This is a genomic window from Sedimenticola hydrogenitrophicus (assembly GCF_029017505.1).
GTDB classification, from domain to species: Bacteria; Pseudomonadota; Gammaproteobacteria; order Chromatiales; family Chromatiaceae; genus Sedimenticola; species Sedimenticola hydrogenitrophicus_A.
Map to the genome: position 1 here is coordinate 233,814 of NZ_JAQGEI010000001.1, position 23,097 is coordinate 256,910.

Sequence of the window (23,097 nt, forward strand, 5' to 3'; positions counted from 1 at the left end):
GTCCGCCTGTATCACTCGCTGTCCTCCGTTCCGGTCATACCACCCGGCGATGGATCGGTGTCTATGGCCGGGCCACGGACGGACATAAAGCGTTTGCCCGCACCGTCGGCGACTGCCGGGCGTGGGCGGATTTCGGGGGCATGGCGGGCGCGGTGCTTGCCGTCGAGGACATCCTGCGGCAGTTCCCCCATGGCTGCGCGCGCCGCCTGGGCGCGTTGGTTGTTCTGTTCCAGGTCGGTGCGATCGACGGCGCAGTGTTTCCACTGTGTCGGGAGCAGAAAGGCGCGGCGGATCAGCCGCCCACCCCGCTGCAGCACCTGTTCAGCATGGTCCCGGCTGAGCAAGCCGACGTGCCGCGCGGTAAGCACCGCGCAGACCAACTCGTCGTAGTCGCCTACCAGATAGGCGCCCATGTAGCCGTAGGGATTGGCGAACTGAAGTGGCACCCGGGCCGGTTTGAGGGAGTGGGCCACGGTGATCTCCACGCCGCGTGCGGAACCGAGCAGCTCGTCGATCTGGTTCCGCGATTGCCGGATCTCCACACGGCCCGTCTCGAGCGTTTCATCGATCTGCAACAGGTACCAGTCCGCATAGGGATCGTCGAGCATCGCCGAGACCCAGATGCGCTTCATCAACATGCCGAAGCGGACCAGGCCGATGATGCCGGGCTGTTGCCCCACTTGCTTGCGGCCGTAGACCAGACGCTGCGCCTGACGGGTCTGGATCACCAGGCAGGCGTCGCCACGCAGGGTGCCAGGCCGTTCCGCGACGGTCTTGTAATCCACCGCGGGGTCCGCGTTGTCCGGGAGCGCGCGGGACGTCCTGTCGTCCGTATCGTTTGCCAATGTCGTTTGGGTCATGGGCCTTCCTCTTTTGTCAGTAGATTGGGATGTGCCACGTGGCACCTGTGAGAGTGATGGCAGTGCCATCACCCCCGGGGCTTGTTCGAAGCCTGCGGTGGACCGGTCGCGGGATTGATGGCACTGCCATCAGCAGCCATATCGGTCCGAGAAGTGATGGCACTGCCATCGGACAAGGGGTCGTATGGAGGGGTGATGGCACTGCCATCACCTTGTGACTGAAGTGCTCGGCGGATCGGATGCAGGCGATCAGGTGAGGGACCGATGGCACTGCCATCACCAGACGCGGGGGAATGGTGCGTCGGTTCCGGGGTCGATGGCTCACGCTTCGCAAGCAGGCTCTGCATGTGGGCCAGCGCACGTTCACGGCTGATCTCTTCCTGCCGCTTGAGGTGGGCCTCCCGATGGCGTTGTTCACGGGCTTTCAGTCCCAGGCTGGTGAGGATGAACGATCCCTGGCGTGCGGCCTTGCACAGTTGCGCCAGGTAGCCCACGGGATTGTCGATGGATTCGTTCTTGCGCTTGGCGGACAGTAGCCTGCCGGCCATTTCATCCAGGATGTCCTGGTGCATGGCCCCTGGTGCGTTGCGCAGGCACATGCTGGCCAGACGGTGCTCGTTCCGTGTCAGCGAGGCAGGGAAGGCGAGGGCTTCCTGGTCGCTGTCCGCTTCGCGCGCGCACGCGTCTGTCTGCTCTACCTCCGCTGTTGTTGTAGTAGTTGTTTTTTTTATATAACTACAACTACTACTAGAATTCGACTTCAGATTTTGAGGTGGACCGCACTTCATTTTTTGAAGTGGGGTGGGTTCGGGCACCGACTTCAAATTTTGAAGTTGGCGGGACGAGAAGCCGAAATAGCGGGTCGCCTCGCCTTGCAGGGTGCGGATGGCTTCCTGGCGCCGGTACATCGGGTTGACGTTCTCGATGCAGCCGTCGCCTTCGCGGAGATCTTCTTCAATGGTGCCCAGCACGGCCGCCGCGATCTTCCGCACCTGGGGATGGGCGTGGGTCTGCGCCTGTTCCAGGAACTGGATGTAGGCCTGGTCGAGATAGAGCGCATCGGCCAGCGGCAAGGGCTCGTCATGGAGTGCGTAGATGTTGCCCCGGAACCGGCCCTGGGCGTCGCGTACGCGGTGGCACAGTGAGAGCCAGCGGGCGGCACGCAGGATGGCCATGGACCGGGCCACCGTTGCCTCGGAACCGACATTCGCGGTTTTGGCGATTTGCTTGTAGGTCGGAAACGCGGTCGGGCCGGTGCCGGCAGCCGCGATCTTGATCACACCCCAGATGCGGGTGTCGACCGGTTGCAGCACCGGGTCCTGAAAGATCAGCCGCGGCATGGCATCGTGCCAGTTACCAAGGAACAGCAGACCATCACCCGATACGGTATTGCGGGTGTCAGCGCTCAGGAGGCGTTCCACGGTGGCATGGATAAAGGCGTCCAGGGCGTGTGTTTCCGGTCTGATCTTTTCGTTATCGCGCTCCACTCAGCTTCCCATGTCGATCTTCGAACAGGCTCATTGTTCATTGGTCCGGAACTGAACCACCTTGTGGTCCTCATCCGCTTGATTCGTCGGCAGGAGACCGGCGGTCTCCCAGGATTGGATCAATGCCCAAATCGTGTTCAGTGGTATGCCGGTGGTTTGTCCCACGTGCAGGTAGCGCTGCTCCTCTGGATCCTCCGCGTGGCTCTGCCAGGCCTTCCAGACGCGCTGTTCGTCTGCCTCCGACGGTGCGGGTGGTCGGCCGATGCCGGTGCCTGACATGCCGAGCAGCTTGCGTCGTGCGGCGTATTCGGCGTTGGTCATGCCGAAGAAGGCCCGCATCATGGCGAGCGGTGCGCGCAGTTGGATGAGTTCGTCCTGAAGAGCGTCATGGCGCTTGTTTCGCTCCATGTGGTCCAGAACCCGGTCGAAGCAGGCAGGGTCGACGGAGATGTCCATGAAGTGGGTGCGGACCTGGCTGATGTGGTACAGATCGCGCAGGGTAAAGCGTTCCAGGCGGGCGATTTGATCCAGCCGAAAGCCGAGATCCAACACCGAATGGATGTCCCCCTCGGCCAGGGTCTCGGTGACATAGCGCAGGGTGTGGAATACCAGCTCTGCATGGGTCGTCTTCGGCATCGTTCGCGTAGCCCCCCGCTATCCGTCGATCTTCCACAGGGCCAGGCCGCCGTCGTCATCCATCTGTTGACGGATGCGGCGGCAGGTCTGCGCCAGGGTCAGCAGGTCATCGATGGTCGATTGCGGGACCGCGGGGTTGCTCAGTAATTCGTAGCCGATCGCCTTCCAGTCGGGTTCGCCGACCAATGTCAGCGCTTGGGCATCGTTCTTCTTCAGGACCAGGTTGCGCAGCAACAACTCGTCCGGGACTCGTTCCATGCGTTCAGGCTGGACGCTCTCTTCCGAGAAGCTAAGCAGCAGCCACCACACCCATTGGCGGTAGAGTTGGCGCAGCGCATCCGCCTCGCCGGCGACCGGAATGATGGACTCGCGCGGGATGTCCACCAGAAAGCCCATGCCCAGTTTGCCGGCGGGCGTAATGCAGTCCTCCAGGTCGTGTCGTTTGGCGATCTTGAGCGTGAGCACGTAACAGCGGCTGCGCAGCGATTTCAGATCGCCAGGGCCGTCATAGGCCGACGAGGAAACCGCCGTAGTCGGCGATTCATCGGCAGATGTTGTGGGGGGCGTCGGTTGTTCGTCGGATGCCGGGTCCTCGACCAGCGGGACTGTGTCATCGACCGATCGATGAGCTGGCACCCCCAGGGATCCAGGTTCACTGGATGTGGGTGGGGTAGCGGACGTGGGTGTGCCAAGTGCCGGCGTCGCCGCCGAAGTGGGGTGCCCGTCGGTGAGGGGCTGTCTCGGTGGACTCGGTTCGTTGCCGCCGGTCGCCAGGCGTGCATCGGTATCGAGACGGACGTGTTTGAGGGACAATCCGGTGATCTCGGCCATGCGGGTTTCCAACTCCCGCTGCACAGCATCGAGATCCCAGTGCGGGCCGTCGTGGGTGGTCAGCGCCTCGGTGAACAGCGCATCGAACCGGTCTGGCATGTCGGGCTGGTCGTTCCAGAAACTACGGCAGGCGGTCTCCAACCGTCGAATCCGGCGGATCTGCGGTGCACCCATGCCGCTGCGCAGCGCTTCGGGAATGACCGGCAGCAGCACATCCGCGGCGTAGTCCATGCGGGAGATCGTGCTCTGGTCGAGTGCGTAGCCTCGTTCCCGCAGGGCTTCCACCAGTTGTCGTTGGGAGAAGGGCTCGTTCCGCTCGGATTCGAGTACCAAGCGCAGTTCCCGTACACCGAGGGCCTTGTCGATGAAGGTGAGTTCTCCCCGTTTGTCGTTCTCGATCAGGTGCGCGGTCAGCACGTGGGATTCGGAGACCCAGGGGCGGAACAGGCAGTGGATACGGAAAAAGCGGTCGTCCGCGGTTTCCCTCCATAGCTCCTTGAGGATCTGCAGGCGGGTGTTGCCCCCCGACTCGACGATGTAGTGGGCATCCCCCGGCCGACGCGTGATGGTCAGCGGATTGTTGAGTCCACCTTGAGCGCGGATGGAATCTTTGATCTCGTTGTAGAGCGGGTTTCGCTCCTTGCGGGGATTGTGCTCGTAGGGTTCGATGCGATCGATCTCCAACAGCATCTGCGTCGCGGTGAGCGGGTCCGCCGGCGGCAACTCGCGGCTCTGGCCGAAGTGACCCTCGCGGAGCATCGACTGGATCTGTTCGCTGGAGGGGTGCTTCTTCGCCATTACTGCGCCCCTTCACATTCGAGTGTCTTGTCCGCCAGATGTGGGAAGAGCTCGAAGACCAGGGCCAGCATGGCTTCACGGGCGCTTGGGGTGGGTCCCTGGCGTTGCGGTTCCCAGCGGTGAACCGGCACGCGTGCCGTGGCCGCCTCCCGGTAGGCGACAGTGTTCGGAATCACCGTGTCCAGGATGGTGATGGCACCCTTACTGGGGCCGTAGGCCTCCCGGCACAATTCCTGGGCGATGCGGCGGGCGTCGACGGTCCGGTCCATGCGGTAGATGAGTCCGCGCAACGGACCGAGCGGCGCACCAAGAAAGGCCATTGGACGTAGTCGGTCCAACATCTGTACCGTGCCGCGGGCGAACTCCCGGGCGGAGAGAATCTCCGGCGGTATCGGGGAGACCAGCAAGTCCGCCGAAAGGATCGCGGAGTCCTGAAGCGGTCCGACCGCACCCTGGGTGTCCAGCAGGATGAAGTCGTAGGTCTCGTCGAAGCGGGTCAGGATATGCTTCAGCCGGACACGCCCGTCCGGGGTATGCAGAATCCAGTTCTGCAACATCCCCTCCGGATCGTCGGATAGGATCAGGTCCAGTTGCGCAATCGCCGTACGGCTGACGATGCCGTCGACCAGGCCTTCGGTGATCAGTGAAGAGAGACCGTGGCCGGCTCGCAGCTCGAGCGGATAGTAACTGGACAATGTGGGCTGCACGTCCACATCCACGAGTAGCACCTTCTGTCCGAGATCGGCCAGCAGACCGCCGAGGTTTGCTGTCAACGTCGTTTTACCGACACCCCCCTTCGTGCTGGTAACGGTGACTTTCAGTGCCATGGGATCCTCCGTGAAGCTCCGGAATACCTGGTTTCTGAGTTGCGGTGGTTGCGTATCTCCATCAATGGCGGGCCCCTCCGTTATGCGTGTTTCCGCAGTGGCCGCAAACCGTACGCCGGCGTCCCCTGGATTGCGGTTCCATCGGTGAGCCGCACTGGTGGCAACGGTGCAGGTGATAGAGGCGGCAGCCAGGGCACGCGGCGCTGTTGCTGTCTACCGCGGACAGGTACGTCATGCCGCAGAACCCGCACACTCTTTCGTGCCATGTCTCCATGGCGACGAGACGCGGCACGAAAACGGTATGGGTCAGGTCGAGCTGTGGTTCACGTACGAGCCGGGTATACGCCTCGTATACATTGATGACGATGCGCGCGGCGCTCCGTTCTGTCTGCACCAAGCGTTGGTGCAGCCGCCAGACGAGAGTGGCCTGTAACATGCGCACATCGTTTTCCCGGTACCAGGTATCGGTGAACGGTGTCTGGCCAGGGGGTGAAGGCGCGCCGCACAATTGACGGTACAGGCGGTTGGCTGTGGATTTTTCCAGCTTTGTCAACTGGCAGACGAGCCCTGCGCGCGCGCCGAGATGAATCAGTCGGATGGCCTCCATGATTCTCGTGGCGTGAACGCAAAGTTCGACATCGCAGCCAGCGCGTTCGATCCGTCTACCACAAGGCGGCGGAATCGAAGGGGCCAGTGCTGAACAGAGTGCAGGTCTCATTCACGTATCCTCTCATTTACGGTACAGTGACCAACGGCGCATGCTCAATTACAGCCTCGATTTCATCAGCACGCCCTTCGCGTAAGGCCACGAACAAACGTGACCACCACCAAGGTTCCTGTCGAGGCATGAGTAACGGCTGCTTGATGAGCGAAATACGTGCGAGTTCCTTGGGCTTCAATTCCGCCAATAAGGAAGCCATCTCGACCTCCATGCCGAGCATGGTGGCAACGAATTCGGGATCTCGCTTGGCGAGGTCGCGGGCTTGGATCAGGTACTCAAGATTTACCTCCGAAAAATCGAACTCCATGGCTACAGCTCCTTTATTTGTATTGCTATGACGAATTCCATTTCGGCGCTGTAGCGTGCGTCCTTGTCCGGCAAACAAAATACGGAGTGTCTTTCCCGCGTGTGCCGCGTAAGGGTTTTCCTACAACCCATGCCGACAGATTCTGGCCAACTGGTGGGGTGCAATGGACTGTCTGTTGGCTTCTTCAATTCGATGTCTCAATTCATTTATTTTTCATGGCTGCGTGCATATTAGGGAACGCTCCGGCGAAGGTAATGAAGCGCCGGTTTCAGTAGGGCGCTCCTTCGGTGACTTACCCGTCATACCTTGGTCAATGACATCGGCCACCAACCGCGCTTCGAAGTACACCCTGCGGCCCAGCTGCCTTCTGGCGTTCGAAAGCGCCACCGCCAACGGTTGCCGTTTACGCGCGATGGCCATGCGCACCCCATTCGGACTCGTGTGCATCACCTCGGCCAGATGCTTGATCGTCAGTAGCGGCCCGTAGTGCGTCAGGAGATACTCATGGGTCGCAGAGATAGACTGATTCACCGTTTGTGCTCCACTGTGCTCGGTACGGCTATCGATGCTAGCGTTTAGTGGCGCGGAAATAACGGACGAAAGATGGCACCTGGAGGCCATCTTTCGCACTTCAAAAACACAGGAGGATGTGCAGAGGCGGAACGTTTACCCGCATGACCTGCTGACCATCATGGTCGGAGCCGGCCTGCTGATTGGAACCATTCCCGCTAAAGCGTGGAGTCACTCAAGGGGCGGCATGTGTGCCTGCCCTGCTTGGTGAAATGGATTAGAGCCTGCCGACCTGTTCTCCAATCTTCCCGAGAATGCTCTCGAAGTCTGGTTGTCCGCTGAAATAGAGGGGTGCGGTGGCTTGGTAGGCAAGGACGTACTGCTCCCGGGTAGCCGGGTCTGACAGCAGAAACGCCTCGTTCTCGGCGATGATCAGCTTGTCGTCTTTCCTGAACCGCTGCTCTTTGCGGGTATGGTATTCCGGGGTGGCGATGAACGCCGCCACCTCCGGATGGTCCAGCAGTTGGCTAATGTCGTAATAGTGGCGCAGAAAGTTTGGGGGCAATTCGCCGGTACTCTGCTGCTGCCGGAATTTGGTGGAGACGGTCTGCAGCTTTTCGACAAAGGTGTAGCCGGGGTGGTAGCAGGATACGTCGACGGCGCGGTTGTCGAGGGCAACGACGTCTGCATTGGCGGCGCGATCGAAGGCCCAGGAGGAAATGGTCCGGGGTATGTTCGGTGTGGTGTCGTCGAAGCCCACCTCCAACAGGATGCCTTCCTTGAGACCGGTCGGGTGGTCGAATGGACTCTCGTAATGAAGACGGATTCCACCGCTCCGGTATTTCTCGTCATCGAATGCGTGATCGCGGGTGATGCCGACGATTCCGTCGATGTGAATGTTCTTCGCAAGCCAGTCGTAGAACTCCCGCCGTGACTCGATGTGCCGCGCCTTCTTGGTTTGATTCGCCGCGGTGAAGACCTCAAAGGGGACACAGGCGGGGTCGATGCGAATGTCGATGTCCTCGGAGAAGCGCTGGATGATGCCGAACCCCTTCGATAACGAGGTACCGCCCTTGAGTTCGAAGCCGAAATCCTGTGCGCCGAGGCCATAGAGGCAGTGCATGATCCAGTAGTCCTTCTCGACGAGCGCCGGCAGCAGACCGCGCTCATCGGCGACGATGCGGATCAGGTCGGCGAAATCTTCACGCTCATGGAGGAGGGATTCAGGCGGCACGTGACAGCGCCCGTTCGAAGAATTTTCGCGTGGCGACCTTGCCGTAATCCCGCGCGGCACGCCGGAGCCTGTCGGGGTTCAGTTCCTTCGCCTTGGCCTGCGCCCGCTCGCGAACCGCGGCCGGATCCTCCGCCAGTTCGGACAGGTTGTTCAGCAGATCCACGAGGAGGAACTCTTCCGTCAGTTGCTTGGGGAAACGGGGCTTCCTGCGGAACTCGAAGGGCTTGCCGCCCAAGGTGAAGTGGCCATGGCGTTTGTGGTTGTAGACCACGCGGGAATTGTAGAGCTGTGTGGTGCCCACGCCCAAGGCGTTGTAGGCATTGGGGGAGGTGAGCAGGAAATCGTCTTCCTTCAGGAAGGTGCGGACGAGTTCCTTCTCATCGGGCGGAACCCGACCGAAAGCCGATGCCTTGGGATAGTGGTAGAGGCCGTTGCGGAGCTTCTGCAGCACGCCCTGATCGACTAGCTCCCGTGCATGCCTGTCAACGCTCTTTGACCACTGGGCGAGGTCCGCACGCCGGTACACGCGACCGGGGCGCAGGTGTCTTTTCAGTTGTTCCAAACGATTCATAGTGCTTGCCTCTGTGGGAAATATAGCGCCAGGAGGCGTATTTGGCAATAATTTTAGTAAAAATTCATGCATTTTAGCCGTCTTGTGTTTGTGGAATTCATCCGATCCAGTTCGGGCCGGATATGGCCCCGCATGGGCAGGTCGGCAAGGCTCGAACAGAGCGGTTCCAGTTGATCCAACACGTACGCTGCTTTCTTCACCGAGTCACGAATTGCAACGTAACGGTAGATTCGATCGGTCCTGTTCCGTTTCTTCTGAAACCCCGGACGCGGTAGCGTGTCACCCGGTGCTTTCCTTGATGCGCTTGCGGATATCCGTGAAGGCCTTTTTGACGGGCTTGCTACGCCCTTCTCGAATGCATTTGGAGCTCTGGGGCCAGCATCTTGAGCTGTGCCGGCGGTTCCTGGGTTTGTTCGTAACTGGCGATGTCCTGGAGAACCGCCTTGGCTTCACTGTGTTGGGTGATCACTATGGTCCGCTGGCCCTCGTTGACATCCCCTAAGGCCTTGGTCCTACGACTTTTGAGACGAAGGGGCGGGTCGTTCGAGGCGCCCCGATCCTGCCTTGATCATCGAGCGGGCGTGGTGCCCGAAACCGCCACCAGCAGGCTGCAGGGTGCGTGGGCGAGCAGCGAGGCGCCGACGGAGCCGTGCCACCAGCGGGCCAGCGCGCTCTGTTCTCGGTGACCGACCACGATCAGATCCGCGCCGACCTCGTGCGCCATTCGGCCGATCTCCTCGGCGGGGTTGCCCGCGGCGAGACGCGTTTCGACAAAAAGCCCCGCCTGTCGCAGCGTGTCCGCGCCCTCCGTCAGCACGCGGCGCACCTCCTGATATTCACGCTCCGGCAGGTCCGAGGGTGCCGCCGCCTCAGCGAGCGTGACCCCCAGCTCATGGGCGACGACGGCGAGGAGATAGACCCGGGCCTGGCAAAGCAAGGCCAGCTCGGTCCCCTGATCCAGCGCCTCACGGCCTTGCCGGCTGCCGTCATAGGCCAGGAGGATGGTCCGGTACATCGTGGTTCTCCTTATCTGTGATCGTGATATGGAGCGCCTTTCCCGGCCCTTCGTATGTGAATGCCGGCCATCGGGGCTACCTCCCTCGCATTTGATAGATAGCTATCTATTTGTTATCGTACAGCAGGACAACGATGCAGGCAATGCCATGACAAAACCCCTCGATGATCAGGAACGATTCGGCCTCCAGCTCGGGCTGGTCGCCCGGCTGTGGCGCTCCGAGATCGACCGACGGCTGGCCGCCTTCGGCCTCACCGAATCCCGCTGGTTGACACTGTTGCATCTTTCCCGGCGGGCCGAGGCGGCTACCCAGCGTGAACTGGCCGAGGCGGTCGGGGTGCGGGGGCCGACCCTGGTGCGCACCCTGGATCGGCTGGAAGCCGAGGGGTTGATCGAACGCCGGTCGGAAGCTGGCGACCGCCGCACCAAGTCGGTTCACCTGCGCGCGGAAGCCGCCCCCATCCTGGAGCGAATCGAAGCAACCGCAGCGGCGGTGCGCGCGGAAATCTTCTCCGACCTATCTCATGGCGAGGTAACGACCTGTCTAAAGGTCTTGGAGCAGATCACCGGCAAGCTGGGCGGCGCGCCAAGGGCGATGCTGCCTGCGACGAAGACCGATGAGGGGTAGGCCGTGGACCAGCATGTGACCCGTCTCGAACGCCAGAGCGACGATCCGGAAACCGATCTGCGCACAGCCCCCGACAAGGAGACAGAGGCTGGGTCAGAGGCGGTTTCACCTCCTCGCCGCACCCGGCCATGGCGACGGTATGGCGCGATCATGGCGGCGCTGGTCGTTCTCGGGGCCGGTGGCTGGTGGCTGTATCAGCAGTTCACCCACGTCTTTGTGACGGACGCCCGCATTGCAGCCGACATCGTTGCCGTGAGCAGCCGGGTTCCCGGCTGGGTCACTGCCGTTGAGGTCACTGCGGGCGATACCGTTCGCAAAGGCGACATACTGGTCCGGATCGACGACCGGGAAAGCCGCCTGCGCGTTCAGGAACTCGACGCGCAGCTGGCGGGCATCGCCCGCCGCCGGGAGGAGATCGAAGCCCGCATCGCACTCACCGATCGTCAGACCGAAAGCCGTATCACCGCCCGGCAGGCGGCGATCAGGGCGGCGGAGGCCGCGTTGGCGGCAGCGACGGCGCAACGCGACTTGGCGAAGGCGGAGAATGACCGGGCGGAGAAGCTGGTGCCGCGCGGGCTCCTCACCCGCGAGCGCCTGGACCAGACGCGGGCGGCGCTGGAGACGGCAACGCAACAGGTGTCGAAGGCCCGGGCGGACCTGGAGAACGCCCGCGCCGTCTTCGCCGAGGCCGAAGCGGCACGCGGGGAGCTCACGGTGCTCCAACGCCAGTTGGCAGAGCTCGATCCGGAAGAGCAGCGGCTGCGCGCGCAACGAGAGCGCGCGGCGCTCGACCTCGAAGACCGCTCCATCGTCATGCCATTCGCCGGCGTGGTGGACCAGACCTTCGTGGATGAGGGCGAATACGTCACCCCCGGCCAGCGCCTGCTGATGGTGCATGACCCGCAGCGGGTGCGCGTCGAGGCCAACGTCAAGGAGACCGACATCCGCTTCTTCCGGCCCGGAAAGACCGTGACGATCACCGTCGATGCCCTGCCGGGGCGGCGCTTCGAGGGCAAGGTCACACGCGTGGGCCAGGCCGCCACCAGCGAGTTCGCCCTGCTGCCCAACCCCAACCCGAGCGGCAATTTCACCAAGATCACTCAAAGGCTACCGATACGCATTGCCGTTGAACAAGAGAGCGGCGAACTCAAGCCGGGTATGATGGTAGAGTTGGAGGCCAGGACCGGTGGCTAGCGCGCCGCATCCGGACAGTATCGAGGGGCTGTTCGCCCGCTTCGGCCCCGCCTATCGCTGGCTGGTCACGGCCACGGTCATGATGGGTACCATCGCCACCATCCTGACCGCGACCATCGTCAACGTGGCCCTGCCCGACATCATGGGCGCCTTCGGCATGGGCCAGGACAAGGCGCAGCTCCTGTCCACCGGCTTCCTCGCCGCGATGACCGGCACCATGCTGCTCAACGCCTGGATGGTCGAGACGCTCGGCCAGCGAGCGACCTTCATGCTGGCGGTGACGGTCTTCATCGTCGCCTCCGTCATGGGCGGGCTGGCCCCTGCAGAAGGCGTGCTGATCCTGGCCCGCATCCTCCAGGGCGGGGCGGCCGGCATCCTCCAGCCGCTCGCCATGCAGACGATCTTCCAGGTCTTCCCGCCGGAGAAACGCGGGTCGGCCATGGGCATCTACGGCATCGGCGTGGTGCTGGCCCCGGCGCTCGGCCCCACGCTGGGGGGCATCATGGTCGATAGCTTCAGCTGGCGCTATGTCTTCTTCATGGCCGTGCCGTTCTGTCTCATCGGCCTGTTCCTCGCCACGCTTTTCATGCCGGGACGGGCCACTTCGGGTCCGTCGCGGCGTTTCGACTGGATCGGTTTCGGGCTGATGACCGTGTTCCTCGTGACCTTGCTCAACGGCCTGTCGAACGGGCAACGTGACGGCTGGATGTCCGACCCCATCCTGCGCGATTTCGTCGTCGCCCTTGTCTCGGGCATCGGCTTCATCGTCTGGGAGCTGCGCTCACCCGCGCCCATGCTCAATCTCAAGCTCTTCACGAACCGGGTCTATGCGGGCGCGTCCGTCGTGGCCTTCATTTTCGGGGCGGGAATCTACGGTTCGACCTACTTGGTTCCGCTGTTCGTGCAGACGATCCAGGGTTATACGCCGACGCGCTCCGGCCTGCTGCTGATGCCGGCGGGCCTGATCCTGGCTGTCGTCTTCCCGATCGCCGGAAGACTGACCGACAAGACGCCGGCCTATGCCACGGTCATGTTCGGGCTGGCGGTCTTCGCGCTGTCGTCGTTTTTGATGACCGGCGTCGATACCAATACGTCCTTCTGGCTGTTTGCCTGGTGGATCATGCTGGGCCGGATCGGGCTTGGCTTCATCATGCCGAGCCTGAACGCCGGCGCCCTCAAGGCGCTACCCATGACGCTACTCGGCCAGGGCTCCGGCGCGATCAACTTCGTGCGCCAACTCGGCGGCGCCTTCGGCGTCAACCTGCTTTCCATCGCCCTCGAACGGCGCTCGCAGCTTTACGTGGACAGCTTCACGGCGGCGCAGCATGCAGGCAACAGCGCGACGCCCGGCTTGCTGCGCGATGTGACCGGCCTGCTCGCGCAGGCCGGTGTACCGGAAGCGGTTCGCCAGGCCGGGGCGATGAACTATCTCGGCCGCATGATCTACACCCAGGGCAATATGCTGGGATATCGCGACAGCTTCTTCATCGTCGGCGCGATCTTCCTGGCCGCCCTTGTCCCGGCGCTGATGATGCGCCGCAGGCCACAGCCCCCGCCAGCGCAAGCCGTTGCACAGGATGCGCCTCAGCCAGCCCGGTGAGAAACGGCCTTCGTCACCGGAGAACCTCGTCGTTATCGTGTTTTGATCCGGCCTATTTTTAGTGGCTCGAAAAAACATCCAACAAGTGCTGATGCGTCGTCCGGCATGCGATAAAGGTGCGGCGAGCCCAGGTAGTCGACATGAAGCCCAACCATGTACGCATATAGGGAAATCGCCAGTATGCGCGGCTCGCCGGCATGGCTGATCTGGTCGCGCTCCAGGAGTCTCGTGAAGAAGCGCGTCAGCGATTTTATGGTCTCGTCCTTGATCGACTGCTCGCGGGCAACCATCTCCGTCATATCTTCCGTATGCTCGCATTTCAGGAACAGGATGGTATAGACGCGGCGCAGGCGTGCGTCCTGGTGGAGCTCGAGCAGCGCCGTGGCGCAAAGTTCTTCCAGGTCATCGAGGGTGTCCGCGGTCTCCAGAACCCGGTGCAAGGCGCTTTCCATCGGCATTCGTACCCGTTCCACCACGGCATTGAACAGGTCGGCCTTGTTCTCGAAGTGCCAGTAGATCGCGCCCCGGGTCATGGCCCCGGCGCGCGCGATCTGGTCCAGCGTGCTGCGGGCGACGCCCTGCTCGAAAAAGACCTGCTCCGCCGCATCGAGGATGCGTTCACGTGTTTGCTCGGCTGCTCCTTTCGTTCGTCTCATGGGTTCACTCTTTCATGGCATTGCGCCCAGGGACGCCGCCCATGGATGATTGTTGACATACATTCACGAATGTATGTTATTGTTCGCATGCACGCAAGTTCAGATTACCGGTGGGCCGGCCGCGATGGCGGCTTCCCGCCGACAGCCGCAAGACCCTGTTGGCCCGCGGCAACCAGTGACTCAAGGAGACGCCGATGGCGCATAGGTTCCGTTTTCGTATTCTGCCGCTTTGGCTGGCGGCGGGCTTGCTGCTGGCTGGCTGTGATGACGGGCCGAAGCAGGCCGATGCCGCGCCATCCGCGCCGCCGCCCGAGGTCGGGGTGGTCGAGTTGCAGCCGCAACGCGTGGTCTTGTCCATGGAGCTGCCGGGGCGAACCGTGGCCTTCCGAATCGCCGAGGTGAGACCACAGGTTTCCGGGATCCTGCAGGAACGTCTCTTCAAGCAGGGCGCCCAGGTAAAGGAGGGCGAGATCCTGTACCGGATCGATCCGAACCGCTACCGGGCCGCGCACCAGAGGGCCGAGGCCGAGCTGGAGCGTGCCCGGGCCGAGTTGCGTCAGGCGCAGCGGGAGTGGGTACGCACTTCAAATATGTTCGAGAAGAATGCGCTCAGCGAGCGTGAGCGTGATCAGGCGCTGTCGGCGCTCGAGACTGCGCGGGCCGACGTCGCCAGCGCCAGGGCCGCCGTTGAGACCGCGCGCGTCGATCTGGACTACACCGAAGTCAAGGCCCCCATCAGTGGCCGCACGGGTCCGACGCTGTTCACCGTCGGCGCGCTGGTGACGGCCAACCAGGCGCAGCCGCTGTTGCGCGTCGTCCAGCTCGACCCGATGTATGTCGATATCCAGCTGCCGGTCGAAAAGCTGAGCCGGATTCGGACCTCCGTGGCAGAGGGCGGTCCCGCCGCGGCCGGCCCCGGCGAGGCCGAGGTTGCGCTGTTGCGTGAGGACGGCCGCATCTATCCGCATCGCGGCCGCCTCGATGTCACCGACGTGACCGTCGATCAGGGCACGAGCGCCGTGATGCTCAGGGCCGTGGTGCCCAATCCTGATGGCGAGCTGCTGCCGGGCATGTACGTGCGCGTCCGCCTTCGGGAGGCGGTGCGTGAAAATGCGATCCTGGCGCCGCAGCAGGGGGTCACGCGCGATCCCCAGGGCCGGGCGACGGCGCTGCTCGTCAACGACGCGGGCCAGGTCGTGCAGCGCCGGCTGGAGACGGCGCGTGCGATCGGCGGCTTCTGGCTCGTGGACAATGGCCTCGAGGCGGGTGACCGGCTGATCGTGTCGGGCCTGCAGAAAGTGAAGCCGGGCGCCGCCGTCAAGCCCGTGACGGCGGATATTCCACTGGCGCCGTCGTCGCGCCCGCACGGCACCGGTACGGATGGCGCGAAGACGGGCCCCGCGACCGAAGGAGGCGATGGCCGGTGATCAATTTCTTCCTTTCGCGGCCCGTCTTCGCCTGGGTGTTGGCGATCGTGACCATGCTCGCCGGCATCATGGCGATCTTCGTGTTGCCGATTCAGCGATATCCCGACGTCGCGCCGCCGGCCGTCGAGATTCAGTCCGATTATCCCGGGGCCTCGGCCGACACGGTGTCGAACACCGTGGTGCAGGTCATCGAGCAGGAGATGACCGGGATCGATAACCTCCTCTATATGAGTTCGACCGCGGATTCCTCCGGACACGCCACCGTCACGCTGACCTTCGCGGCAGGCACCGATCCGGACATCGCGCAGGTGCAGGTGCAGAACAAGCTCAAGCTGGCCGAGCCGCGGCTTCCCGAAGTGGTGCGCCAACAGGGGATCAGCGTGGAGAAGGCCAGCTCCAGCTTTCTGATGGTGATGGCCTTCGTCTCCACCGATGGACGCCTCAGCAAGCAGGACCTGGCCGATTTCATCAGCTCCGAGCTGGCCGAGCCCATAGGCCGGGTGACCGGTGTGGGGAGCGTGCAGGTCTTCGGGTCGGAATACGCGATGCGGATCTGGCTGGACCCTTCGGCCTTGATCAACTACGGCCTGACCGTCGCCGACGTGATCGCCGCCATCGAGGCGCAGAACGCCCAGGTCACCGCCGGCCAGCTTGGCGGCCTGCCTGCCGTGGACGGACAGCAGCTCAACGCGACCGTGACCGCGCAAACCCTGCTGAACTCCCCCGAGGAGTTCCGAAAGATCCTGCTCAAGAGCAACCCGGATGGCTCCCGGGTGCTCCTGGAAAACGTGGCCCGAATCGGGCTCGGCGGCGGCGCGGTTAACATCGACACCTTTTACGATGGCGAGCCGGCTGCCGGATTGGCCATCAATCTGGCCCCGGGCGCCAACGCGCTGGAAGTGACCGACGCCGTTAGATCCCGCATCGAGGAACTTGCGCCTTACTACCCGGAAGGGGTGGAGGTGCGCTACCCGTTTCAGACCGCGCCGTTTGTGGAAGCGTCCATGGAAGCGGTCGTTCAGACCATCATCGAGGCGATTGCCCTGGTGATTCTGGTGATGCTGTTGTTCCTGCAGAGCTGGCGCGCCACCCTGATTCCCGCGATTGCCATACCGGTGGTGCTGCTGGGCACGTTTGCGGTGATGGCCGCCTTCGGGTTTTCCATCAACATGCTGACCCTCTTCGGGCTGGTCCTGGCGATCGGACTGCTGGTGGACGATGCGATCGTCGTGGTGGAGAACGTCGAGCGGGTGATGCACGAGGATCGCCTCGGCCCGATGGAGGCGACCCGCAAATCGATGGGGCAGATCGCGGGCGCGCTCGTCGGGATCGGCGTCGTATTGTCGGCTGTATTCATACCCATGGCCTTCTTCCCCGGCTCCACGGGGGCGATCTACCGCCAGTTTTCCCTGAGCATTGCCGGCGCGATGATCCTCTCGGTCCTCGTCGCGCTCATCCTGAGCCCCATGCTGTGCGGCCGCGTGCTGAAGGCTTCCCACGAACGGACCCTGATGCAGCGGCTGTTCGGCTGGTTCGAAGCCGGGTTGCGGCGTTTGACCCGGGGCTATGTGTGGCTGGTCGGTCATACCGCCCGCCATGTCTGGCTCTACAGTTTCGCTTTTCTGGGTATCGTCGGCGTGGTCGCCGTTCTCTTCATGCGGTTGCCGGGCGGCTTTCTGCCGGCTGAGGACCAGGGTTTCGTCGTGGTCCAATATCAGTTGCCCGCGGGCGCGACCCAACAACGGACCATCGACACGATGGAGACCATCGAGAATTACTTTCTGGAGCAGGATGCGGTGCGGGGCATCTTTACGATCGCCGGCTTCAGTTTTGCCGGCCGGGCGCAGAACGCGGGGCTGGCTTTCGTCAATCTCAAGCCCTGGAGCGAACGCGATCCCGAGACCCAAAGCGCCGGGGCCGTCATCCAACGGGCGAACCGGGCGCTCTTCGGTCTGGTGCGCGACGGGCAGGCGTTCGCGTTCAACCTGCCGCCGATCCCGGCCCTGGGTCGGGCGTTGGGCTTCGAGCTGCAATTACAGGACCGCGGCGCCATCGGCCACGAGGCCCTGATCCAGGCCCAGGGGCAGTTGCTGCAGCTCGCGGCGAAAAGCCCCGTCCTGACGAGCGTGCGCCCGAACGGTCTGCCCGACAATCCACGCTACAAGCTCGACATCGATCACGAGAAGGCCCAGACCCTCGGCGTGTCGCTCGCCGAGATCAACCAGCTCCTGTCGGTGACCTGGGGCTCCCGCTACGTCAACGACTTCCTTCATGAGGGGCGGGTCAAGCGGGTTTATGTCCAGGGCGACGCCCCTTTCCGGATGCTGCCGGAGGACTTCGACGAATGGTACCTGCGAAACGCCGGCGGCGGCATGACCCCCTTGAGCGAGCTGACCAGCGGCCGCTGGGAGTATGGCTCGCCGCGTCTCGAGCGCTTCAACGGCGTGCCATCGCGCCAGATCCAGGGCGAGCCGGCGCCGGGCTACAGCACGGGCGAGGCCATGGCCGAGATGGAGCGCCTGATCGGCCAACTGCCCGAGGGTGTTGCCGGGGCCTGGAGCGGCATGTCCTACCAGGAACGCCAGGCCGGCGCGCAGGCGCCGCTGCTCTACGCGCTTTCGGTTCTGGTGGTGTTTCTGGCGCTGGCGGCCCTCTATGAAAGCTGGACGATCCCGATTTCCGTCATGCTGGCGGTTCCGTTGGGCGTGCTTGGCGCGGTGCTCGCGGCCATGGTCCGGGGCCTGCCCAATGATGTGTTCTTCCAGGTCGGCATCCTGACCACCGTCGGCGTGACCGCGCGCAACGCCATCCTCCTGGTGGAGTTCGCCCGGACGCTGGAAGCCCAGGGGATGGAGCTGATCAAGGCAACCAAGGAAGCCGCGCGTGTCCGGTTGCGGCCTATCTTGATGACGTCGGTGGCGTTCAGCATGGGGGTGCTGCCGCTCGCTTTCGCCACCGGGGCCGGCGCCACGACCCGAATCGCCATCGGCACGGCCGTTCTCGGGGGGATGATTTCGGCAACGATTCTGGGGACCTTCTTCATTCCGCTCTTTTACGTCGTCGTTCGCCGTATCACCGATTTTCTGAGCCGGCGTGTGCCGGGCAACGGGCGCACCGGTACCATGGCGTCCGAACAGTCAGGAGAAGGGGCGCGCCATGAATAGAGGGGCCTTGTTGATCGGCATGCTTGTGCTCTGGCTCGGCGGATGCTCGCTCGCCCCAGAGCTCAGCAAGCCCGAAACGGCGGTGCCGCAGGACTGGTCCTCGAGCGCGCTGGCGCAAGGGGAGGAAATCCCCACCGATTGGTGGCGTCGTTTCGGCGATCCGGCGCTCGTCGACCTTGTTGAAGAAGCGCTCAGCGCCAACACGGATTTGCAACAGGCCGCCGCCCGCGTGGCCGAGGCGCGGGCGCTTCTCACCGGCCGGGAGGCGGAGCGGTATCCGCTTCTGGAGATCGAAGGTAATGCCGCCCGCCAGTCCCTGAGCGAGGAGACCGCGACGTCTGCCGGCCGCGGCGGGGAAACCTTCACCGATCTCCAGGTCGGCGGCGTACTCTCTTACGAGCTGGACCTGTGGGGGCGGCTCGCGAACGCCAGCGAGGCGGCGCGGACACGGCTTCTGGCCAGCGCGGCCAACCGCGAGGCGGTTCGGCTGGCGGTGATCGGAGAGGTGGCCAACGGCTACTTCAATCTGCGTGCGCTCGACCGTCAGATCGAGATCGCCAAGCGCACCGTGGCGTCCCGCCGTGAAACGGTGGCATTGCAGCGTACCCGGTTCGAAGGCGGCGATGTTGACGAGCTGACCCTGCGGCAGGCCGAGTCGGAACTTGCAGCGGCCGAGTCCGAGCTGCCGGCGCTTCGCCGGCAACGCACGCTTCAGCGCAATGCGCTTGCCGTCCTTCTGGGGCGCAGTCCGCAAGAGATCGCCGAGCGGCCGATCGCCGTGGCGCGCCCGATCGATGCGATCGATGCCCCTGCCAGCGTCCCGGGGGGCCGGCCCGCCGATCTGATCGTTCGCCGTCCTGACATCGCCGCGGCGGAGCAGGAACTGGCGGCGACGAACGCCGAAATCGGTGTCGCCCGGGCGGCGTTTCTGCCCACGATTTCGTTTGCCGGACTCCTTGGCCTGCAAAGTGCGTCGGGCGGCGACCTGTTCCAGGGATCGGCGTCCACCTGGCAGTTCGGTGGGTCACTGCTCGGGCCGCTTCTGGACTTCGGACGCGCCGAGGCCTTGGTGGCCCAGGCGGAGGCACGCCAGCGCCAGGCGCTGATCGCCTATCGGGCGACCGTGCAGACGGCCTTCCAGGAAGTGCTCGACGCCCTGGCGGGTCTGCGCCGCTCGGAGCAGCGCCTGCAGGCGCAGGCCCGCCAAGTGGCGGCGCTGCGACGGACCATCGAACTGGCCCGGCAGCGTTATGAAGGCGGGGTCTCCAGCTACCTGGAAGTGCTGGACGCCGAGCGCAGCCTGTTCACCACCGAGCTCGGCCTGGTAGAGACCCAGCGCGAACGTCTGCAATCATCCGTGAACTTGTACCGGGCCCTGGGTGGCGGTTGGCACGGATCCTTGGTCACGGAGGCGACGGATCCTGAGCCGGAACCCGCCGACCCCCCACGAGGTCAGCGAGGGTCTTGACGAAGGCCGGATGGGCACGCGGCTTGCGGGCCTCCTTGTAAAGGAGATGATTCAGTTGCTGCGCGACCGCGTGATGCTGGTCTTGATCCTCTGGCTTTACACGATCGAGGTGGTGATCTGCGCCTACGCCCTGTCCTTCGAAGTCAATGACATGCCGCTCGCCGTCGTCGACCTCGACCAGACATCGGCGAGTCGCGCCCTGGTCGAAAGCTTTATGGTAACAGACGCGTTCGCGCCCGCCGGGTATCCCGCTAACGCGCCTGCGGCGACAGATTGGCTTCAGACGGGCCGGGCACGTGTTGCGCTCGTCATCCCGGAACGCTTCCAGCATGATTTGGCGAGGGGCGACGCGCCTACCGTGCAGGTACTCCTTGACGGGACCAATTCGAACATGGCGGCACAGGCCCGCGGTTATGCGCTTGAGATCGTCAACCGTTTCCAGGCGGCTTCGACAACCGCAGCGGCGTCGGGAGGGGGTGTCCAGCCGGTAGTCCGGGTCTGGTACAACCCTGACCAGACCTACACCTCATTCGTGGTGCTTTCCATGATTGCGCTTGCCGCCATGATGGTGGGGGTGATCCATCCAGCGGCCTCCATCGTCCGCGAGAAAGAAGCCGGCACTATCGAGCAGCTCCAGGTGACGCCGATCGGCACGGCGGAGCTCTTCGTCGCCAAGACCTTCCCGACACTCGTTATCGGGCTCCTCTCGATATTCCCAAGCCTCTTGATCGTCTGGTGGTTCGGCGTGCCTATGCGGGGCAGCTTCCTTCTCTTCCTTGCGCTCACTGCGGTATTCCTTGTGAGCGCGATTTCGCTGGGCGTGCTGATCGCAAGCGTGAGCCGAACATTGCAGCAGGCCCTTTTGCTAAGCTTTTTCAGCTTGTTCCCGTTGATGTTCCTCTCCGGGACACTTGCGCCCGTTGAAAGCATGCCCGGGTTATTGCAAACTCTCTCTCTCGGGAGCCCGCTGCGCCATTACATGGACGTGATCCTCGGCGTGTTCCTGAAAGGGATAGGCCTGTCCGAGCTTTGGCCGCAGGCGCTCGCGCTCTTGGTGATCGGCGCGCCTCTTTTCGCCACAGCGATGCTCATCTTTCGGCGCGGCAAGCCATAGTGGTTTCGGCTGCGACTGTCCTCTGGCTCGGAGAATTGGTAAGGCTGTCAATCGGCACCCAATCGGGAGCCCCAATCGGCGTACGGCCGTTCCCATCCGTCGCGTTCACATCCACCCCGCGCAGCGGTGTTTGGACTTGCTTCGGAAAAGTGGAGAGCACCTGTAGTTTAAAAAGCAGCAAGCAAGGAAAGGTGCGGAATGAGTTCACGTCAGAAGCAATTTACAGAAGAGTTCAAGCGCGAGGCGGTTCGTCTTGTGGAGGAAAGCGGTCGGACGATGGCGGATATTGCCGAGGATCTGGGCGTTGGCAAATCGACGCTTGGCAAATGGCGTCGTCAGTATCGGGAGGAGGCGCTAGGTTTGACGGCGCTTCATGATGCTTCGCAGCTCCGCCCGCAACGCCTGTTGGAGGGCGATTTCCTCGCGGAGCGCATGGGCCGTCTCTATGTGGCCGTTGCGCATCGCCGTGTTGAGCGGCGTCCTGTTCGCCTCATCGCGCGGGTGCGGGCGTGCGCCGCGTTTCATGAGGGCAATCGCCGTGTCGGTGTGTCCCCCGGCGGCGGCATGGTGCAGCGGAGTCTGGCCGTCATCGGTCGCCACGTTTATGTCCGCGCCTTCCCGGAGCAGGGTGATAACCATCCCGGTCTTTCCCTGCCTCGCCGCGCGCAACAAATCTCGCTCAAGGCTCATCGGCACCCCCTTCCGGCGCTGGTAATCCTCGTGCTCGGGGCCGATGTGCAGGGCTGGCGGTCCGTGTCGTAGAAGAGGTCGTTCTCGAAGACCAGGCTCAGGGTGCCGGTTTCCGTCTCGTCGGCCGCGAGGGCCGGCAGCGACCCTATGGAACCTGTCACAGTCACCACCAAGGCGGCCAACCATTTTCCCTTGAATAGCGGACTTGTCCCGATTTTCTTTCTCATCTGCAAGCTCAAGCCATGCTGCTGATGGTGCGTCGGAAGCGCGCCAGTGCCAGACCGAACAAGGCGGCTCCGATCGCGGCGATGGCGATGAACTGCGGCCAGACGGCGGCGAGGCCCGCGCCGCGGTACAGGATCGCCTGGGCGAGCATTACGAAATGCGTGTTGGGCGCGGCGAGCATGATGTACTGGACGGCCTCCGGCATGCTCTCGCGCGGCGTCGAGCCGCCGGAGAGCATCTGCAGCGGCAGCAGCACCAGCATGAGCAGCAGGGCGAACTGCGGCATGGAGCGGGCGACGGTGCCGAGGAAGATGCCCATCGAGGTGGTCGCGAACAGATGCAGCGCCGTGCCGGCCAGGAACAGCGCGAGCGATCCTTGGATCGGCACGGACAGCCAGCCCTGCACGACGGCGGTGAGCGCGAAGGCGGTGGCGGCAAGGACGACCAGCGCCATCGCCCACACCTTGCTGCTCATGATCTCGAAAGGCGTGACCGGCATGACCAGCAGATGCTCGACGGTGCCGTGCTCGCGCTCGCGGATCAGCGCCGCGCCGGTGAGGACGATGGAGAGCATGGTCACGTTGTTGATGACCTGCATGATGGCGCCGAACCACGACTTGTTGAGCTGGGGATTGAAGCGCGCCCGGAGCGCCAGATCGACCGGCAACTCCGGAACCTCGCGGTAGCGCCGCGCGAAGGCGCGCACCTCGTCGTTGACGATGGTCTGGATGTAACCGCTGCCGGTGAAGGCCTGGCTCATGCGCGTGGCATCGACGTTGAGCTGGATCGTCGGTCGGCGTCCGCGCAGGACGTCGCGCTGGAAGTTGGGCGGGATGTCGAGGGCGAAGGTGTCGAGGCCGGCATCCATGCGGGCGTCCATCTCGGCCTGGTCGATCAGCTCGGGCGGCAGGAAATAGGGCGGGTAGAAGGCGCTGACGATGCGCCAGGAGAGCGGCGAGCGATCCTCGTTCACCACCGCGATCGGCGCCTTGTTGAGGGTCTCCGGCATGGCCGTGGCCGCCGTATAGACCGAAACGGTGAAGGCATAGACGATCAACACCAGCATGATCGGGTCGCGGGCGAGACCGCGCAGCTCCTTGATACCGAGATGCAGGATGTTGGCCGCGCGCACGG

General features: G+C 63.6%; 22 protein-coding genes and 2 pseudogenes. 8 read left to right on the forward strand and 16 right to left on the reverse strand.

What is annotated here, in order from left to right; translation table 11 throughout:
• Positions 1-11: 11 nt before the first annotated feature.
• From O9K64_RS01010 to O9K64_RS01070, 13 genes and pseudogenes are all read right to left on the reverse strand, one after another.
• Positions 12-860 (reverse strand): PFL_4669 family integrating conjugative element protein, encoded by an 849-nt coding sequence (locus O9K64_RS01010; protein WP_275096208.1) that lies wholly within the window; start codon positions 858-860, stop codon positions 12-14.
• Between the two features lie 68 nt (positions 861-928).
• On the reverse strand, positions 929-2,347 hold the full coding sequence (locus O9K64_RS01015; RefSeq protein ID WP_275096209.1) for an STY4528 family pathogenicity island replication protein: 1,419 nt from the start codon (positions 2,345-2,347) through the stop codon (positions 929-931).
• A 30-nt stretch (positions 2,348-2,377) separates the two neighbouring features.
• On the reverse strand, positions 2,378-2,983 hold the full coding sequence (locus tag O9K64_RS01020; RefSeq protein WP_275096210.1) for a DUF2857 domain-containing protein: 606 nt from the start codon (positions 2,981-2,983) through the stop codon (positions 2,378-2,380).
• Positions 2,984-3,001: 18 nt separating this feature from the next.
• Positions 3,002-4,612, reverse strand: a complete 1,611-nt coding sequence (locus tag O9K64_RS01025; protein ID WP_275096211.1) for a ParB family protein — start codon at positions 4,610-4,612, stop codon at positions 3,002-3,004.
• The gene (locus O9K64_RS01030; RefSeq protein WP_275096212.1) at positions 4,612-5,439 is read right to left on the reverse strand and encodes a ParA family protein; all 828 of its coding nucleotides are present in this window, start codon (positions 5,437-5,439) and stop codon (positions 4,612-4,614) included. Before O9K64_RS01030 ends, O9K64_RS01025 begins: the two co-directional genes overlap by 1 nt.
• A 61-nt stretch (positions 5,440-5,500) precedes the next feature.
• Positions 5,501-6,157 (reverse strand): FlhC family transcriptional regulator, encoded by a 657-nt coding sequence (locus O9K64_RS01035; protein WP_275096213.1) that lies wholly within the window; start codon positions 6,155-6,157, stop codon positions 5,501-5,503.
• Positions 6,158-6,173: 16 nt separating this feature from the next.
• Positions 6,174-6,467 carry a flagellar transcriptional regulator FlhD gene (locus O9K64_RS01040; RefSeq protein WP_275096214.1) on the reverse strand — a complete coding sequence of 98 codons (294 nt, stop codon included), beginning with the start codon at positions 6,465-6,467 and terminating at the stop codon, positions 6,174-6,176.
• 213 nt (positions 6,468-6,680) lie between these two features.
• Positions 6,681-6,998, reverse strand: a complete 318-nt coding sequence (locus tag O9K64_RS01045; protein ID WP_275096215.1) for a hypothetical protein — start codon at positions 6,996-6,998, stop codon at positions 6,681-6,683.
• Between the two features lie 256 nt (positions 6,999-7,254).
• On the reverse strand, positions 7,255-8,211 hold the full coding sequence (locus O9K64_RS01050) for a nucleotidyl transferase AbiEii/AbiGii toxin family protein (RefSeq protein ID WP_275096216.1): 957 nt from the start codon (positions 8,209-8,211) through the stop codon (positions 7,255-7,257).
• Positions 8,201-8,782 (reverse strand): hypothetical protein, encoded by a 582-nt coding sequence (locus O9K64_RS01055; RefSeq protein ID WP_275096217.1) that lies wholly within the window; start codon positions 8,780-8,782, stop codon positions 8,201-8,203. Before O9K64_RS01055 ends, O9K64_RS01050 begins: the two co-directional genes overlap by 11 nt.
• 53 nt (positions 8,783-8,835) lie before the next feature.
• Positions 8,836-9,096, reverse strand: coding sequence for a type II toxin-antitoxin system RelE/ParE family toxin (locus O9K64_RS23725; RefSeq protein ID WP_420493143.1), 261 nt, complete (start codon positions 9,094-9,096; stop codon positions 8,836-8,838).
• A gap of 26 nt (positions 9,097-9,122) precedes the next feature.
• Positions 9,123-9,287: pseudogene (locus O9K64_RS01065) on the reverse strand (type II toxin-antitoxin system prevent-host-death family antitoxin); the annotation flags it as partial.
• A 63-nt stretch (positions 9,288-9,350) separates the two neighbouring features.
• On the reverse strand, positions 9,351-9,797 hold the full coding sequence (locus O9K64_RS01070) for a universal stress protein (RefSeq protein WP_275096218.1): 447 nt from the start codon (positions 9,795-9,797) through the stop codon (positions 9,351-9,353).
• A gap of 148 nt (positions 9,798-9,945) precedes the next feature.
• On the opposite strand from O9K64_RS01070, the gene O9K64_RS01075 reads away from it, so the two are divergent.
• Genes O9K64_RS01075 through O9K64_RS01085 form a run of 3 tightly spaced genes read left to right on the forward strand, consistent with a single transcriptional unit; the run spans position 9,946 to position 13,219 of the window.
• Entirely contained in the window at positions 9,946-10,425 is a 480-nt protein-coding gene (locus O9K64_RS01075; protein ID WP_275096219.1) for a MarR family transcriptional regulator, read from the forward strand.
• Positions 10,426-10,428: 3 nt separating this feature from the next.
• Complete coding sequence (locus O9K64_RS01080) at positions 10,429-11,619, forward strand: HlyD family secretion protein (RefSeq protein WP_275096220.1); 1,191 nt, start codon at positions 10,429-10,431, stop codon at positions 11,617-11,619.
• A complete protein-coding gene (locus O9K64_RS01085; RefSeq protein WP_275096221.1) occupies positions 11,612-13,219 on the forward strand; it encodes a DHA2 family efflux MFS transporter permease subunit in 1,608 nt (535 codons plus the stop codon). Before O9K64_RS01080 ends, O9K64_RS01085 begins: the two co-directional genes overlap by 8 nt.
• Positions 13,220-13,251: 32 nt before the next feature.
• Here O9K64_RS01085 and O9K64_RS01090 read toward each other — a convergent pair whose 3' ends face one another.
• On the reverse strand, positions 13,252-13,875 hold the full coding sequence (locus O9K64_RS01090) for a TetR family transcriptional regulator (protein ID WP_275096222.1): 624 nt from the start codon (positions 13,873-13,875) through the stop codon (positions 13,252-13,254).
• A gap of 194 nt (positions 13,876-14,069) precedes the next feature.
• Between O9K64_RS01090 and O9K64_RS01095 the strand changes: the two genes are divergently transcribed.
• From O9K64_RS01095 to O9K64_RS23730, 5 genes and pseudogenes are all read left to right on the forward strand, one after another.
• Entirely contained in the window at positions 14,070-15,302 is a 1,233-nt protein-coding gene (locus O9K64_RS01095) for an efflux RND transporter periplasmic adaptor subunit (protein WP_275096223.1), read from the forward strand.
• On the forward strand, positions 15,299-18,466 hold the full coding sequence (locus O9K64_RS01100; protein ID WP_275096224.1) for an efflux RND transporter permease subunit: 3,168 nt from the start codon (positions 15,299-15,301) through the stop codon (positions 18,464-18,466). Before O9K64_RS01095 ends, O9K64_RS01100 begins: the two co-directional genes overlap by 4 nt.
• Positions 18,459-19,934, forward strand: a complete 1,476-nt coding sequence (locus tag O9K64_RS01105; protein WP_275096225.1) for an efflux transporter outer membrane subunit — start codon at positions 18,459-18,461, stop codon at positions 19,932-19,934. Before O9K64_RS01100 ends, O9K64_RS01105 begins: the two co-directional genes overlap by 8 nt.
• A gap of 46 nt (positions 19,935-19,980) precedes the next feature.
• Positions 19,981-21,048, forward strand: a complete 1,068-nt coding sequence (locus O9K64_RS01110; protein ID WP_275096226.1) for an ABC transporter permease — start codon at positions 19,981-19,983, stop codon at positions 21,046-21,048.
• A 198-nt stretch (positions 21,049-21,246) separates the two neighbouring features.
• Positions 21,247-21,408: pseudogene (locus O9K64_RS23730) on the forward strand (transposase); the annotation flags it as partial.
• On the opposite strand, the gene O9K64_RS23735 reads toward O9K64_RS23730, so the two are convergent.
• A complete protein-coding gene (locus tag O9K64_RS23735) occupies positions 21,403-21,924 on the reverse strand; it encodes an ankyrin repeat domain-containing protein (protein ID WP_420493144.1) in 522 nt (173 codons plus the stop codon). The pseudogene O9K64_RS23730 and the gene O9K64_RS23735 sit on opposite strands and share 6 nt — an antisense overlap.
• Positions 21,925-21,973: 49 nt before the next feature.
• Complete coding sequence (locus tag O9K64_RS01120) at positions 21,974-23,095, reverse strand: ABC transporter permease (protein WP_275096228.1); 1,122 nt, start codon at positions 23,093-23,095, stop codon at positions 21,974-21,976.
• Between the last annotated feature and the right edge of the window lie 2 nt (positions 23,096-23,097).

What these genes read in the sequence shown, in the direction of transcription:
- O9K64_RS01010 (WP_275096208.1), bottom strand. Translation starts at nt 860, where the DNA reads ATGACCCAAACGACATTGGCAAACGATACGGACGACAGGACGTCCCGC.
- O9K64_RS01020 (WP_275096210.1), bottom strand. Translation starts at nt 2,983, where the DNA reads ATGCCGAAGACGACCCATGCAGAGCTGGTATTCCACACCCTGCGCTAT.
- O9K64_RS01025 (WP_275096211.1), bottom strand. Translation starts at nt 4,612, where the DNA reads ATGGCGAAGAAGCACCCCTCCAGCGAACAGATCCAGTCGATGCTCCGC.
- O9K64_RS01030 (WP_275096212.1), bottom strand. Translation starts at nt 5,439, where the DNA reads ATGGCACTGAAAGTCACCGTTACCAGCACGAAGGGGGGTGTCGGTAAA.
- O9K64_RS01035 (WP_275096213.1), bottom strand. Translation starts at nt 6,157, where the DNA reads ATGAGACCTGCACTCTGTTCAGCACTGGCCCCTTCGATTCCGCCGCCT.
- O9K64_RS01040 (WP_275096214.1), bottom strand. Translation starts at nt 6,467, where the DNA reads ATGGAGTTCGATTTTTCGGAGGTAAATCTTGAGTACCTGATCCAAGCC.
- O9K64_RS01055 (WP_275096217.1), bottom strand. Translation starts at nt 8,782, where the DNA reads ATGAATCGTTTGGAACAACTGAAAAGACACCTGCGCCCCGGTCGCGTG.
- O9K64_RS01070 (WP_275096218.1), bottom strand. Translation starts at nt 9,797, where the DNA reads ATGTACCGGACCATCCTCCTGGCCTATGACGGCAGCCGGCAAGGCCGT.
- O9K64_RS01075 (WP_275096219.1), top strand. Translation starts at nt 9,946, where the DNA reads ATGACAAAACCCCTCGATGATCAGGAACGATTCGGCCTCCAGCTCGGG.
- O9K64_RS01090 (WP_275096222.1), bottom strand. Translation starts at nt 13,875, where the DNA reads ATGAGACGAACGAAAGGAGCAGCCGAGCAAACACGTGAACGCATCCTC.
- O9K64_RS01095 (WP_275096223.1), top strand. Translation starts at nt 14,070, where the DNA reads ATGGCGCATAGGTTCCGTTTTCGTATTCTGCCGCTTTGGCTGGCGGCG.
- O9K64_RS01105 (WP_275096225.1), top strand. Translation starts at nt 18,459, where the DNA reads ATGAATAGAGGGGCCTTGTTGATCGGCATGCTTGTGCTCTGGCTCGGC.
- O9K64_RS01110 (WP_275096226.1), top strand. Translation starts at nt 19,981, where the DNA reads ATGATTCAGTTGCTGCGCGACCGCGTGATGCTGGTCTTGATCCTCTGG.
- O9K64_RS23735 (WP_420493144.1), bottom strand. Translation starts at nt 21,924, where the DNA reads ATGGTTGGCCGCCTTGGTGGTGACTGTGACAGGTTCCATAGGGTCGCT.